Annotated in this window: 12 protein-coding genes, 1 tRNA gene and 1 rRNA gene; 8 read left to right on the forward strand and 6 right to left on the reverse strand. The window is 40.0% G+C overall.

Translation table 11 applies throughout. The annotated features are described in order from the left end of the window. The 3 genes from rrf (at position 1) to H4J61_RS04895 (ending at position 2,057) form a co-directional block, all read left to right on the forward strand. Positions 1 to 114, forward strand: a 5S ribosomal RNA gene (rrf, locus tag H4J61_RS04885). Between the two features lie 44 nt (positions 115 to 158). Further along, positions 159 to 243, forward strand: a tRNA-Tyr gene (locus H4J61_RS04890). A 446-nt stretch (positions 244 to 689) separates the two neighbouring features. Then, positions 690 to 2,057 (forward strand): DEAD/DEAH box helicase, encoded by a 1,368-nt coding sequence (locus H4J61_RS04895; RefSeq protein WP_182135890.1) that lies wholly within the window; start codon positions 690 to 692, stop codon positions 2,055 to 2,057. 53 nt (positions 2,058 to 2,110) lie between these two features. Here the strand turns inward: H4J61_RS04895 and H4J61_RS04900 are convergent, their stop codons facing one another. Beyond that, a complete protein-coding gene (locus H4J61_RS04900; protein WP_182135889.1) occupies positions 2,111 to 2,554 on the reverse strand; it encodes a YaiI/YqxD family protein in 444 nt (147 codons plus the stop codon). A gap of 107 nt (positions 2,555 to 2,661) precedes the next feature. On the opposite strand from H4J61_RS04900, the gene H4J61_RS04905 reads away from it, so the two are divergent. The 3 genes from H4J61_RS04905 to H4J61_RS04915 all read left to right on the forward strand — a co-directional run bounded on the left by H4J61_RS04905 (position 2,662) and on the right by H4J61_RS04915 (position 4,828). Next, entirely contained in the window at positions 2,662 to 3,138 is a 477-nt protein-coding gene (locus H4J61_RS04905; RefSeq protein ID WP_182135888.1) for an acyl-CoA thioesterase, read from the forward strand. 73 nt (positions 3,139 to 3,211) lie between these two features. Beyond that, a complete protein-coding gene (locus H4J61_RS04910; protein ID WP_182135906.1) occupies positions 3,212 to 3,565 on the forward strand; it encodes a DUF2750 domain-containing protein in 354 nt (117 codons plus the stop codon). Between the two features lie 6 nt (positions 3,566 to 3,571). Then, on the forward strand, positions 3,572 to 4,828 hold the full coding sequence (locus tag H4J61_RS04915; protein ID WP_182135887.1) for a DEAD/DEAH box helicase: 1,257 nt from the start codon (positions 3,572 to 3,574) through the stop codon (positions 4,826 to 4,828). A 150-nt stretch (positions 4,829 to 4,978) separates the two neighbouring features. On the opposite strand, the gene H4J61_RS04920 is transcribed toward H4J61_RS04915, so the two are convergent. Together H4J61_RS04920 and H4J61_RS04925 are read right to left on the reverse strand one after the other, a co-directional pair. Beyond that, complete coding sequence (locus H4J61_RS04920) at positions 4,979 to 6,094, reverse strand: alpha/beta hydrolase (RefSeq protein ID WP_182184173.1); 1,116 nt, start codon at positions 6,092 to 6,094, stop codon at positions 4,979 to 4,981. A gap of 606 nt (positions 6,095 to 6,700) precedes the next feature. Next, the gene (locus H4J61_RS04925; RefSeq protein WP_182184175.1) at positions 6,701 to 6,907 is read right to left on the reverse strand and encodes a cysteine-rich CWC family protein; all 207 of its coding nucleotides are present in this window, start codon (positions 6,905 to 6,907) and stop codon (positions 6,701 to 6,703) included. 278 nt (positions 6,908 to 7,185) lie between these two features. Here H4J61_RS04925 and H4J61_RS04930 point away from each other — a divergent pair, with 278 nt between their 5' ends. Then, positions 7,186 to 9,132 carry a DNA topoisomerase III gene (locus H4J61_RS04930; RefSeq protein ID WP_182184178.1) on the forward strand — a complete coding sequence of 649 codons (1,947 nt, stop codon included), beginning with the start codon at positions 7,186 to 7,188 and terminating at the stop codon, positions 9,130 to 9,132. A 302-nt stretch (positions 9,133 to 9,434) separates the two neighbouring features. On the opposite strand, the gene H4J61_RS04935 is transcribed toward H4J61_RS04930, so the two are convergent. After that, the gene (locus tag H4J61_RS04935) at positions 9,435 to 10,064 is read right to left on the reverse strand and encodes a GNAT family N-acetyltransferase (protein WP_182135883.1); all 630 of its coding nucleotides are present in this window, start codon (positions 10,062 to 10,064) and stop codon (positions 9,435 to 9,437) included. Positions 10,065 to 10,524: 460 nt separating this feature from the next. Here H4J61_RS04935 and H4J61_RS04940 point away from each other — a divergent pair, with 460 nt between their 5' ends. Next, positions 10,525 to 10,773, forward strand: coding sequence for a DUF3297 family protein (locus H4J61_RS04940; RefSeq protein ID WP_182184180.1), 249 nt, complete (start codon positions 10,525 to 10,527; stop codon positions 10,771 to 10,773). Positions 10,774 to 11,117: 344 nt separating this feature from the next. Here the strand turns inward: H4J61_RS04940 and H4J61_RS04945 are convergent, their stop codons facing one another. Next, positions 11,118 to 11,624, reverse strand: coding sequence for a helix-turn-helix transcriptional regulator (locus H4J61_RS04945; RefSeq protein WP_182184183.1), 507 nt, complete (start codon positions 11,622 to 11,624; stop codon positions 11,118 to 11,120). A gap of 58 nt (positions 11,625 to 11,682) precedes the next feature. Continuing rightward, positions 11,683 to 13,422, reverse strand: a complete 1,740-nt coding sequence (locus H4J61_RS04950) for a DUF5666 domain-containing protein (protein ID WP_182184186.1) — start codon at positions 13,420 to 13,422, stop codon at positions 11,683 to 11,685. Positions 13,423 to 13,713: the final 291 nt, after the last annotated feature.

Raw genomic sequence — 13,713 nt, forward strand, 5'->3', positions numbered from 1 at the left:
CTAGCGACAATAGCGACATGGCCCCACCTGATCCCATTCCGAACTCAGAAGTGAAACGTGTTAGCGCCGATGGTAGTGTGGGAGTTCCCATGTGAGAGTAGGACATTGCTAGGCTTCTATTTAGAATACCCAGCTTATGGCTGGGTTTTCGGCCCTGTGGAGGGGTTCCCGAGTGGCCAAAGGGATCAGACTGTAAATCTGACGGCTCAGCCTTCGGTGGTTCGAATCCACCTCCCTCCACCACCATTCTAAAACCCGTAACTAACGTTACGGGTTTTTTCGTTTCTATCTATCAATTAATCATTTTTTTTAGAGCCTTGCCGCCGATAGTTCTTCTTTTTCTATGTGAATTTTTACAGAAAGGAAGGATGAGAAGTGAATAAGTAAGCAATCAAGGCATATAAAAGCACTTTTTGTTTTAGTGTTTACCTCCTGTAGTCCTCTTGCTTCTCTCCCTGTGAGATATTTTTTCTTTTTACAGGTATAAAAGAATGAATGAGAAAGGAATAAGTGAATACTTAAGACATTAAAGAACAGCTTAACTTTACCTTCCCCTTCTCCATTAGTATTAATTTAGTTGCTGTTTATGATAGAAGAATAAGCACTTTCATTGCACTAAAGCCGTCTATACTGTATTCTGCATCGCCGTTTGACATTGGATCAAACCAACAGCGAGAAGAGAATATTCTATGAGTTTTACCGATTTAGGTTTATCTGCACCGATTCAAAAAGCCATTGCGGAAAAAGGTTACGATACGCCATCACCTATTCAAGCTCAGGCTATTCCTGCCGTGCTTGATGGTAAAGACGTTATGGCTGCTGCGCAAACGGGTACAGGTAAAACAGCCGGTTTTACTTTACCTATTCTTGAGCTGTTATCTAAGGGCGATAACGTCCGCCCAAACCAGGCTAGAACGCTTATTATCACTCCGACTCGTGAGCTTGCGGCACAAATTGCTGAAAACGTAGAAATGTATGGTAAATACTTACCATTGAAATCTACTGTAGTCTTTGGTGGTGTTAAAATTAACCCACAAATGCTGCGCTTGCGTCAAGGCGTTGATATTCTAGTCGCTACTCCTGGGCGTCTACTCGATTTATATAATCAAAAAGCGGTGCGATTTAATCAATTAGAGATTTTGGTACTTGATGAAGCAGATAGAATGCTAGATATGGGTTTCTTACGTGATATTAAGAAAATTTTATCTTTGCTGCCAAAAACACGTCAAACACTACTATTCTCAGCAACATTTTCTCCTGATATTCGTGAACTAGCTAAAGGCATAGTTAATGATCCCGTTGAAATTTCCATTAGCCCAAAAAACACGACTGCTGAATCTGTTGAGCAATTAATTTATTCGGTTGATAAAAACAGAAAAGCCGCTTTACTGACGCATTTAATTCTAGAAAATGACTGGCAACAAGTTATCGTGTTTATGAAAACTAAACATGGCGCAAATAAATTAACTAAACAGTTAGATGCCGCAGGTATCAGAGCTGCTGCTATTCATGGCAACAAAAGCCAAGGCGCGAGAACTAAAGCTTTAGCACAATTTAAAGAGGGTAATATTAGCGTACTTGTTGCTACTGATATTGCTGCCCGTGGTATCGATATAGAACAGTTGCCGCAAGTGGTTAACTTTGAATTGCCTAATGTACCAGAAGACTATGTGCATCGTATTGGACGTACCGGCCGAGCAGGTTCTACCGGTCATGCAGTATCTTTAGTCTGTGCTGATGAAATAGATTTACTTAATGATGTAGAACATGTCATACAAACGCATTTGCCAAGAGAAGTTGTTGCCGGTTTTGAACCCGTACATGCCTTACCAGAGTCACGTAATTTACGCGCTTTAAAAGCTCAAAAGCCAAGAAAATTTAAATCAGAAAGTGTTGAGCATAAAGATGGTCAACGCTCGGGCGAGAATGCTCGTGGTCATAAACCGACTGGAAAAAACAGACGCCATATCGGCAATAGCTCTGCTAGTAACCCTTATGGCAATAGCGACGGTAATGGTGGCGGACGTCGCCGCATTAATCCTAATCCAAGTAAATAATGATAATAGCAAGGGCAAAATAATTTTTTGCCCTTGCGCTATATTTGCTTAACTTATTGCTGCGCTAGTAACTTATCAAGATTGTTAGCAAAAGCTTGTCGATCACTTTGGCTAATAGGTGGCGCTCCACCTGTTTCAATACCACTAGAGCGCAGCGTATCCATAAAGTCACGCATATTAAGACGTTGACGAATATTGGCCTCTGTGTAAAGCTCGCCTCTAGGGTTGAGTGCTAAGCAGCCTTTTTCGACGACTTCAGCCGCTAAAGGAATATCTGCTGTTATCACTAAGTCATTTGGCTCGGCTCGCTTAACAATTTCATCGTCAGCAACATCAAAGCCAGCACTCACTTGTACGAAGCTGATCACCTTAGACGGCGGTACTTTTAGATAATGATTAGCCAATAATGTTGTAAGTGTTTGAGTACGCTCTGCGGCTCGAAATAGAATCTCTTTAATAACTACCGGACACGAGTCGGCATCAACCCAAATTTTCATGGTTATCCTTTAAATTTTAACTATGACCTAACTGGTGTAATGTACCTTTAAACCGCAAATATTGTAACCACTGTTAGCCTTAATTTTACTGATAAATAGGAAGCACCATGAAGCAACCGCAACGCGATATAACCTTAAGATTTTTAGCTGAACCTCAAGACGTTAACTTTGGTGGAAAAGTTCACGGTGGTGCAGTAATGAAATGGATTGATTTGGCTGCTTATGCCTGTGCAGCAGGTTGGAGTGGTCGTTATTGTGTTACGGCTTATGCGGGTGGTATTCGTTTTGTGGCGCCAATTCATGTCGGTAGCTTAGTAGAAGTTGAGGCGAAAGTGATTTATACCGGTAAGTCTTCCATGCATATAGCGTTGAAAGTAAATGCCTGTGATCCTAAGTCATTAAATCGTCGACTCACTACGCATTGTATTGTGATTATGGTCGCTGTTGATCAGAATGGTCAATCTGAGCGTGTTCCTGAATGGATACCTAAAACAACGGCAGATAAAAAAGAGCATGACAGCGCAATAAAGTTAATGGAAATGCGGAAAAACATCGGCGAAGAAATGCAAATTTTTGTAGAATAGCGCCGCCATTTAAAAATAGTTTTCATCAGGAGTTCATGTGTTAGAGCCAGAAAAAATCAAACAAATATTACAGATGGATGACGCGCAGCGCGCCGTTTACTTTATCAATGAAGCGGTCAGCCAAAACGAGTTATGGATCTTAACTGATGAACATGGCTGTGTAATGCTCAACACGGAAGAAGAGGACTGTGTACCGGTTTGGCCAAATAAAGAGTTTGCCCAAGCTTGGGCTACCGATGGCTGGCAAGCTTGCCAACCTGAAGCAATTTCTTTAAACAAATGGTTTAGTCGTTGGAGCACGGGTTTAGCCGATGACGAACTCGCTATTGTGGTGTTTCCAAGCCAAGACGAGCAAGGCTTAGTATATTACCCTGATGAACTTGAGCATGAACTTAAACAAAAACAACATTCGATTAATAAGCGATAGATAATCATGAGTTTTTCGTCCCTAGCATTAGATAAGTCACTTACCGATGCCGTTAAAGCCTTAGGCTATGATCAGCCAACGCCGATTCAACAGCAAGCCATTCCAGCTATTTTAGCCAATAAAGACATTATGGCTGGAGCTCAAACTGGTACAGGTAAAACTGCCGCCTTTGCTTTACCTATTCTGCAACGTTTAAGCGAGAATATTCCAGCACAAAGGCCAATTAGAGCCTTGGTATTAACACCAACGCGTGAACTTGCGCAGCAAGTGTATAAAAGCTTTGTTAGTTATGCTGAAAACACTGAGCTGAATATTGCGGTGGCTTATGGTGGTGTCAGTATTAAACCGCAAATTGAAGCCATTGAGCAAGGTGCTGATATATTAATTGCCACCCCTGGTCGGTTGTTAGACCATATTGTTAATGGCAGTGTTTTGTTAATTCACCTTGAAACTATTGTTTTTGACGAAGCTGACCGTATGTTAGATATGGGCTTTAAGGATGAAATTGACCGTATTTTAAATCGTCTACCGCCTAAGCGTCAGACTTTATTGTTTTCAGCGACTTTTGATGATGCCATTTTCAAACTCAGTAAAACCTTACTTAATGATCCACAACTTATTGAAGTCAGTGAACGTAATACCGCAGCAACAAAAGTAGAGCAAATTGTTTATACCGTTGATAGCGATCGAAAACGTGAGCTTACTTCATTTTTAATTGGTTCTAAAAACTGGCAACAAGTGCTTATTTTTACTCGCACAAAACTGGGCGCGGATGAACTAGCAAAAGAAATGTCAAAAGATGGCATTAAAACCCAATCTATTCATGGTGACAAATCCCAAGGTGCGCGTGATAAAGCCTTAGCAGAATTTAAAGCAGGTAAAACTCGCGCCTTAGTCGCGACCGACGTTGCCGCGCGTGGTATTGATATTAGCGACTTACGTTATGTGATCAATTATGAACTCCCCTATATTGCTGAAGATTACATTCATCGTATTGGTCGCACAGGACGCGCAGGTAATGAAGGCTTAGCTATTTCTTTAATGAGCCCATCAGAAACTTGGTTACTAGAAGCGGTAGAAAAAGTGTTAGACACCCGCTTAATGCAACAATGGCTACCAGGCTATGAGCCAGATTTAACTAAAACCGACCCACCAGCCCGTAAAAACACCTTAGGGCAGCAAAAAAAGCATGGTCGACAAAAGGCCTTTGGCGATAACAGTAAAGCTAAGTTGAATAAGCCGCATAAGTCACGTAAACGCTAAAGCAATAAATTAGTTCATCCTACTTATGATGACATTATAATCTTAATAGCCTTGCTAGTAGCGGGTTAGAGCAAGCAGAGGTTTAACTTCTGCTGGCTCTTGCACTAAACTGAACTGAGGTAAATTAAATTGAGGTAAAGTTAAGGCAGACTAAGTTAAGCGCCAAACTTGTGCTGATTTACATTTTCTTTTACGTGCACTGTCATCGTAAGCAAGATCATCAATACTTTGTCTAATGTCTTCATTAACCGTGGCCCATAAATAATAACTATGTTCTGTGACACCACGAACAATATCAGAGCAGTTGACTTGACTGATTTTATGGTGCAATTGCAAGGGTCGTGCTGTGCCATTATGGCCTAACCTATCGGTATTGCCTTTGGTGTAATCAGAAATATACATAGCTAAATCACCATTATTGTAATAAACCGTTACATGCTTGGCTAATTGATGCAAATTAACCATATGCTTTTTATCTTCAAAAATATCATCATCAACATCAGGTGCACACATAAAGATATGCTGAAATAATTGTGGACGGCGTTTTTGGTTATTGAGCTTATCTAATGAAACTAGGGCGTTTTGTAAAACAAAATTACCCATTGAGTGGCACAGTAAGTGTAGTTGTTGACCACATTCATTTATCGTTGGATCATTATGTTTAGGTCTGAGCGTCATCAGAAAGTCACGTAATTTAAGAAAGCCTCGCGCTACTGCTAAGCTTGAGTCTCTAGCATCGTTACGATCAGATAAATAAGCTTTATTTTTCACCATAGCGCCGTTTGAAGGCCAAGTAAAAAGAAACACGCTGGTATCCTTTAATTTATCATTATCTTGCGATACGCGGTTTAACATTAACTCTAATGCCATGGCAGAGGCGACCGCTTCAAACCAATCAACATTAAAACCATGAATAAAAACCACCAGATCACGTTTCAGATCCATTTGTTTCTTGATCTCATTAAAAGCCACAGTGGAAGCCAGAGGTGTGGTGAGGTTTTTTGGTTCTACAAAAGCAGCGATAAGACTTTTTTTCCGTAATTTTTTTTCAATATAGCCTGATAGGCTTTCACCATCACCTGATCGGTTATGGACCTTATCACTCAGGTAGTCGGTTACTTTATTAGCACCAACTTCAACCGTGACTCGACCAAAACGTAAGTTATTAGGTCGGTCAGCACTAAAATCTTGTCCATAACTGTCGGGAGTCCAACGTTGACCTAAGTGATTTCTGTTAGTGGCATAATGTAGCGTTAACGTGAGCATAGAAACATCCTGTAAAATTAAATTAAACTAGCATAATTGTAGCTAAGATATTTTTGCTCACAAGCGACTTAGGTCATTATGCTGATGTTATACCTTGATAAGTCTTGCTTATTAAGCTCACTTTTCCCTGCTTTAGCGCGGCATCGTCATAATGACTGTTTAATAGTTAATGCCGATAGAATAGGTTGAGCCATGACTCCAAGGCCACCAAATAACAGTAAGGGCGGGTGTCTCTTGAAAGGCTGGCTGAGTAAAAATCAATTGGTTTTTATTGGGGGGTTATTGGGGTTTATTAATTGACCCAATTCATCTTTAAGCGCTTGAGGGGCTTTTTTCATATTCTTTTTATGCCATTCTTCACTGAATAACTGCCGTAAAATAGTTAATATGCGCTCTTTTTTCCCATGAAAATTCGGCGAGTAAAGCGGATTGTTTGTCTTCCCAGCGCCAAGTTAGCTCATCACCTCATAGTGTTGTTATGGTGCTCAATATAGTGTCTTGTTTTGTTTGCTTATGTGACACGAAAATTCCTTTTTATTCATTTATGTAAGCAAGTAATTAGGTGAGAATTTAAGTTAAATAATATAAAAATACCTAGGTATGTTTTTAAGACTTGTTGATCACCTTGTTAAAGTCGAATTTATCGATGCAGCTTTTACAGATACATGATTTTCCAGATAAGGCTGCAGGCACTTGTGTCAATAAGTCGCGTTTAACATCACGACTTACGCACCAACAAGGTTGATTACCATTGACCGCACATAAATTATTTTGTTGGCATAAAGGGCATTGGTTGGTATCAATGGCAGGCATTAGCACTATTGCTCTAGATTAAGATTATTAAGCTTAAAAATAGCATAACTTCACTAACAGTAAAATATTTAGCGGTAAACTTTAGGCGCTGTTGTCACTAATTGTTGGTCTTAGGTAAAATTATCTGGCTAAGCACTGGCAATAGCAGAGACTGCTGGTTAGGGGCGCTACAGAAAGTTATTAATCAGCAACTTTTTCTTAGCTGTATAAATAAACAGTTTTAAATGCTAGGCTATCTAAAACATCAGGAGCCTTTGCTCTACAGGTAAGCCTTCATCTTGAAATTATATATCGCCGAAAAACCAAGCTTAGGTCGGGCAATTGCCGCCGCATTGCCAAAACCTCAAAAGAATCATCAAGGCTATATCGCACTGGCCAATGGTGACGTAGTAAGTTGGTGTATTGGCCATATTCTTGAACAAGCAAATCCTGAAGATTACGATCCCGCATTTAAAAAGTGGCAAATGGGCCATTTACCGATTGTGCCGCAGCAATGGCAACTAAAACCTAAAGCACAAACCCGGTCACAGCTTACTGTGTTACGAAAACTGGTTAAGCAAGCAGATGAAATTATTCATGCCGGTGACCCTGACCGAGAAGGCCAACTGTTAGTTGATGAGGTTATTGATTTTTTCAAGGTATCAGCAAAGAAGAAGCAAAATACTAAGCGTTTGTTAATTAGTGACTTAAATTTACCCGCAGTGCAAAGATCGCTGGCTAACTTACAAAGTAACCAATTATTTATGCCCTTATCAATTTCTGCTTTAGCGCGCTCAAGAGCCGATTGGCTTTACGGCATTAACTTAACGCGAGCTTATACCTTACAAGGGCAAAAAGCCGGTTTTAATAGCGTGTTATCTGTCGGCAGGGTACAAACGCCAATTTTAGGTTTAGTTGTGCGACGCCAACAAGAGATTGACCATTTTGTCGCGAAAGACTTTTATGATGTGCACGCACACTTACAAACCAGTAACCAAGCGCAATTCATTGCAAAGTGGCAACCCAGCGAGGCCTGCCAACCGCATATGGATGAAGAAGGCCGCGTGCTTAATCGTGCTTTAGCTGAAAATGTTGTTCGTCGTATTGACCATAAAACCGCTGAAGTGAGCTCAGTGATTGAGCAGCAGAAAAAGCAAGCAGCCGCATTGCCTTATAGTTTATCCGCACTGCAAATTGACGCGGCAAAAATATATTCATTGAATGCCAAGTTGGTATTAGATGTCTGTCAGGCATTGTATGAAAAGCATAAACTGGTGACTTACCCTCGTTCTGATTGTCGCTATTTACCCACTGAACATCATGCTCAGGCTAAAGGCATTATTGCCATGTTAGCCAGCGCAGATGAAGACTATGGCAAGTTTGCGCAAGGTGCTAATAGTGCGTTAAAAAGTAAAACTTGGAATAATGCTAAAGTAACCGCTCACCATGCCATTATTCCGACCGAAAAATCAGCGAACAAGTTGTCGTTGAACCCATTTGAAAAGCAAGTTTATTTTCTTATTGTTCGGCAATATTTAGCACAGTTTTATCCACCATACCAATATAACCAGTGTCGGGTTGAGCTGCTAATTGCGGGAGGTAAATTCTTAGCTAATGCTAAAACCCCGATCGCCCAAGGTTGGAAGGTGTTATTTCAGCGTGCAAAAAATAAGCCTGACAACGCAGCGCAAGACAATGACGAAAAGCTTAATAATCAACTATTGCCAAAATTAGTGCAAGGCGAGCAAGTACTCTGTCGTCATGGCGAACTCATTAGCCGTATGACACAAGCACCTAAGCAGTTCACTGATGCCAGTTTACTGAGTGCCATGACCGGCATTGCTAGGTTTGTTAGTGATCATGAGATTAAAAAACTTTTACGAGAAAACGACGGTTTGGGTACCGAAGCAACGCGTGCCGGTATTATCGACTTATTATTTAAACGTGATTATTTGCAACGCCAAGGCAAGAATATCAATGCCACTGTGATTGGCACGTCACTGATCAATGCCTTGCCTGTTGCGGCGACCATGCCTGATATGACTGCCCACTGGGAAGCCACACTGACTAACATTAGTGAGAAAAAAAGCCGTTATGAAGATTTAATCACTCCTTTAACATCAACTATAGCGCAGATGGTTAAGCAGTCAGAGCAACAGTCATTTGCCCAATTACCCAAAGTGGCTTTTAAGCGTAAGTCAAAAGCCAAAAAGCAGAGTACGTGGAAAAAAGCCGCGGTTAAATAAAGCCCATTTTTTATTGCTCAACATAGTTATACCTTTGGTGCAGGGTGAAGGGTGCAGGTGACAAGATAAGTTAGGATTAAGCTGTTAAGTTGATGCGACAAGCATTGGCCTTTACCTAATATTATGCCTTAACAATGACTGTTGAATAATGTCCCTAGCTATTTTTTTATCGAGCAAAAAGACCATTAATGAGCATTAAAAGGCACAGGGATAGACAGATACAAAAGGCAGAGAGAAATTTTCAAACGCTGCAGGTGATACTCGTGAACTAGGCATGTTCACGAGTATGTTAATCGCTAGTATTACAAGAGGGTTTGTGGGCTAGCGATAAAGACTTTAAAAGGTAAGGGTGCTTCTAACGCGCTGTCATCTATAGCTAAATAACTAAAACCTGACTGTTCAAAGAACGCGCTTAATGCTTCAGTGCTTAACTCGTCTGCGGTTAAGTTCATGGCCTGATAATAGGCGGTATTTTCAGGTGTTTCGCAGTCTTGTGCATCAACAAATAAACTCATTGGCATACACAGTGCCGAAATTGACTGTACTTTGCTGTAGTGTTGGGCAATTTCTTTTAGTAAAAATTTCGCAACACCCTGCTGGCGATATGCGGGTAAGACACTAATAGCTTCAATTAAGATATGATCTTTGGCTTTAGTATCAATTTTTGCCTGTAACTTTTCGACTAAATCTGCCGCGACATGTTGTTTTTTAAAAAATAAATTTAAGGGGACTTCCCAGTCGGTAGCATCGTGCTGGCTTAATAATTCATAGCTTTCGTCAGCACCACGGTGCTTATTTAAAGTGATTATTTCAATTTCTGCTTTGGCAATAACTTGGTTTTCATCATTTTTAACATTAATCTCTTGTGCTAATTGCCAGTCAAAGGCACTTTTTATTTCTGGTTTATTAAATTCTATGGTTAAGTTCATCATATTTCAGTGCTTAGCTTAACGGTGATATAGCACCGGATAACAAGCGACTGCCTTAAGTGGTTGGCACAGTAAATTTAAGGCAAAAATTTTGCGATTACTGCAGATTTTCATGCTCTGGCCCGTTTATACCACTAGTATGCCTGTCATACCAGCGTTTGATTTTTTAAGCGCTAGGCAACGAGAGGCTAATGTTTAAAAACTATGGATGATAATTTTGCTTGATAAATGCGTCTTAAGAATATAATTTGAGCGATTGTTAGTTGTTGCCATATTAAGCTGCTAATGAAAATTTGATGTTGCTGTCTTAGATAGTCCTTGCTTGCGAAAGGTAAATGTCTAACCCAGTATCTAATATCAAGGCAATACAGTTAAAATAGCTTTTAAATACACCAAGCACTATTGAGGGGAATGCTTATATTGCCTACAATAGCGCACTTTTTATTTACTACAGGTCACCAACATGAATGACACTAAATCGCTACCCGATTTACCCGATCGCCTTTCGATCAATCCTCGTAGCCCACATCATGTGGCAGAAATTTTTGAGCATGATATTGGTATTATGCTCAACGGCAAAGACCGTTCAGATGTCGAAGAATATTGCATTAGTGAAGGCTGGGTAAAAGTCGCCACACACAAAGCGTTAGACCGTCGCGGACAGCCGCTTTTAATGAAGGTAAAAGGCACGGTTGAAGCGTTTTATCGTTAATCATTATTAATGAAAAGTCGGTAACCTAAGAGCCTCGTCCAAGAGATATTGTACGGGGCTTTTTATTATCAATATTGTTAAAACGGAGAAAAAGCAACTCAAAGCTCAGCCGGCTGTTTTAAGCTTAATACCCGCTATTGGTTGTGAGTATTACTGATGAACTACCTCGTATTTACCCATTATTCATCATGAAAAAGTAGATCACTTAATCAGTGTAATGGTCTAATAAATAGCTTATGTTGCTGTCCTAAATAGTATTCTTTATTTACTCGCTATCGGCACGAGTATTAGTCATCGACATTAACACTAAGTATTAGCGTTAGTTATCACTCAGGGCATTAAGATTAATGCTTGGGATCAACTTCCCAAAATTCAAAGAAAATTGCGGCCAGTTCATGCCGGCCGCTGACTTGGGATTTTTTATAAACCGACGAAGCCTGGTTACGCACTGTTTTTTCTGATTTTTGCATTAGCGACGCAATTTCAGCAATCGTTAAGCCTTTTAAGAGAAAAAGCGCAATATCATGCTCTGCCGCCGTGAGTTCCCAAATAGCGAATTGCGCGTTAATGGCATCAAAAAAACTGTGCTTACTTCTTTCTAATTGTTCATTGAGTATTTTTTGCTGGTGTTGGCTGGAGTCTAATTGTCGCAGTAAATAGTTAGTTTGCTTGCTGCGGGTAAAAATATCTTTCATAAGAAAGATAAAAAGTGATAACGAAATAATAACCAGAGTGAGCTCTTGTGCTAAATGAATGTAGCTAACTTCACTTTTAAAATCGACATAAATATCTACCAGTTTAAAGCCAATGATAAGTGAAAGGGCCAGTGATATTATTTTATCTTTATGCATTTTAATCCCATAAAAAAAGCGAGGATAAACCTCGCTTTATTGCTACACTCCTTTGAGTTTAATCATCGTTTCCATTCGACTCAATTTCAGCTTCTAAGACGCGAATATAGGTATTTTCTACCCATACACCTTCAATCTCTACCGTAGTATTAACCGATATTGCATTCATAAAGTCAACTAAATTAACGTTTTGATCATTGAGTTCTAAGCGAGCGCTATTATCTAAACGTATTTCATAGCCATTAAGTGTAAAGCTAGTTGCGGAGAGTAATTGCGATACCCGACCTTCGATTTCTACGTAACCTTGGCCAGTATCATGGTCTGATGAATCGTCTTGGTCGTCTGATGGGTCATCGCCTTGTGAAGGTGACTCTAGTTCAAGTTTGTTAATGACTAATTGATTATTACTATCGTAGTAACCTTCTACTTCGACAGAGATACCTAGTACGAGCGCATTGATGAAATCATCCATGGCAACGACAATATCTTGATTAAGATACAGGCTGCTACTATTCAACATAATTCTGACGCCATTAATCGTGATTGATGAAGTGTCGAATGCACTGACAACCCCTTCAATTTCCCACTCATCGTTAAATTCGCTGCTGTTTTCTCGCTCAATTCGCTGTATGACTTTAACGCCATCAATCAGAGCAAACACTATTTCAACCGCATCATTAACTTGTAGACTTTGTAAATTAACATATTGATCGTCATCATCTTCAAAGCGGGTATTAATACTTAGCTTATACGCTTGGCCATACAGGGTAATTAATTGATTATCTCGATCAATTTGCTCAATATTGCCTTTAACTTTGCCATCAGAACGATATTTGTCTGCTTCAAATTCAACACGTACGACTACTTTGCTAGTCGACAATTCGAGTTCAACAAATACACCTGCTATTAAAGTATCTGCTGTGCCACCTTGGTATTGAACTGTATCAGCAAGCGTAAAGCTATAGCCATTGACGGTGATGGTGTTGTTCGTGGCATCGAACGCCGATACTATGCCTTCCACTTCATAACGAGAGAACTCTTCTGATGAAGAGTCGCTATTGCCGTCAAACATCTCGGTTTCAATGTGAGATGCGATAATCGTATCGTTGGTTAGCACACCTTCAACTTTGACTAAAGTCCCATTACTCAGTTCCCCTTCAATTGAGGCGGTATTGTAGTCAATAATCAATTGATTTAAGCGAAAGGTTCTATTCGTAGTATTGAGCTGTTCAATTAATCCTCGGGTATATTCGGCTTGGTCATTGCTGGTATCAGCGTCAAGTTTGATCATAGTGGCTAGATAAGAATTATCCTGTCTTAAATAACCATTAACTTCTATTCGCTGAGCCACAGACAAGTTAGCTTCAGTAATATCAATAAAGTGAGTCAGGTTGTTATAGGAGATTAACGTGCCTGCGACAATGATGGTTTGGTTATCACGATCTATCGAGCTCACCATGCCTTCTACTTCAGACTCATAAGTCACTCTTGAGGCTTCGGGGGTCTCACTATCATCGTCGCTTGAAGCAATAGTTACATGCATACCTACTTTCAATAACGAGACATCAGCACCACTATTGCCATTGATATTGATGTCAGCATTGTCAGTAAGGTAGCGTACGCCATCAACATAAACACTGCCAAAGCCAGTAATGACTCCGGTAGAGGAGACTAAGCTAGATGAACTTGCAATAGGTGCTGGTTGGCTCGGTGGAGCGATCGGCGCTGGAGTGATAGTCGTTTCAGAGCCACCTGAGCCGCCACAACCAAAAAGAAGTGTCGCGGTAATTATATTCAATGAGTAAATCTTTTTTTTGCTGTAAGACATTAGTGCTGCTACCTGTTGGTTAATCTAATTGATGCGAAGATACCAAACACTAAGTTTTATTCACATAGGTTGAATGACCTATAGGCCTATTTTTAAGCGCTGTAGCCTGATAATTAATAACTAAAAAGATATGTAGTGACTATTTCTATATCAAAGTGGAAAGTTGATTACGTGACATAATTACGTGAAATAATGACGTGATTGTATTAACGCTTCAGCACAGGTAGATTTATTTTCAAGTTATGTTTAGTCACACTTTAT

The organism is Colwellia sp. MB3u-4 (genome assembly GCF_014077065.1).
GTDB lineage: Bacteria > Pseudomonadota > Gammaproteobacteria > Enterobacterales > Alteromonadaceae > Cognaticolwellia.

Coding starts and splice junctions, on each gene's coding strand:
- H4J61_RS04935 (WP_182135883.1), bottom strand. CDS start 10,064: ATGATGAACTTAACCATAGAATTTAATAAACCAGAAATAAAAAGTGCC.
- H4J61_RS04905 (WP_182135888.1), top strand. CDS start 2,662: ATGAAGCAACCGCAACGCGATATAACCTTAAGATTTTTAGCTGAACCT.
- H4J61_RS04900 (WP_182135889.1), bottom strand. CDS start 2,554: ATGAAAATTTGGGTTGATGCCGACTCGTGTCCGGTAGTTATTAAAGAG.
- H4J61_RS04910 (WP_182135906.1), top strand. CDS start 3,212: ATGGATGACGCGCAGCGCGCCGTTTACTTTATCAATGAAGCGGTCAGC.
- H4J61_RS04940 (WP_182184180.1), top strand. CDS start 10,525: ATGAATGACACTAAATCGCTACCCGATTTACCCGATCGCCTTTCGATC.
- H4J61_RS04945 (WP_182184183.1), bottom strand. CDS start 11,624: ATGCATAAAGATAAAATAATATCACTGGCCCTTTCACTTATCATTGGC.
- H4J61_RS04925 (WP_182184175.1), bottom strand. CDS start 6,907: ATGCCTGCCATTGATACCAACCAATGCCCTTTATGCCAACAAAATAAT.
- H4J61_RS04920 (WP_182184173.1), bottom strand. CDS start 6,094: ATGCTCACGTTAACGCTACATTATGCCACTAACAGAAATCACTTAGGT.
- H4J61_RS04915 (WP_182135887.1), top strand. CDS start 3,572: ATGAGTTTTTCGTCCCTAGCATTAGATAAGTCACTTACCGATGCCGTT.
- H4J61_RS04895 (WP_182135890.1), top strand. CDS start 690: ATGAGTTTTACCGATTTAGGTTTATCTGCACCGATTCAAAAAGCCATT.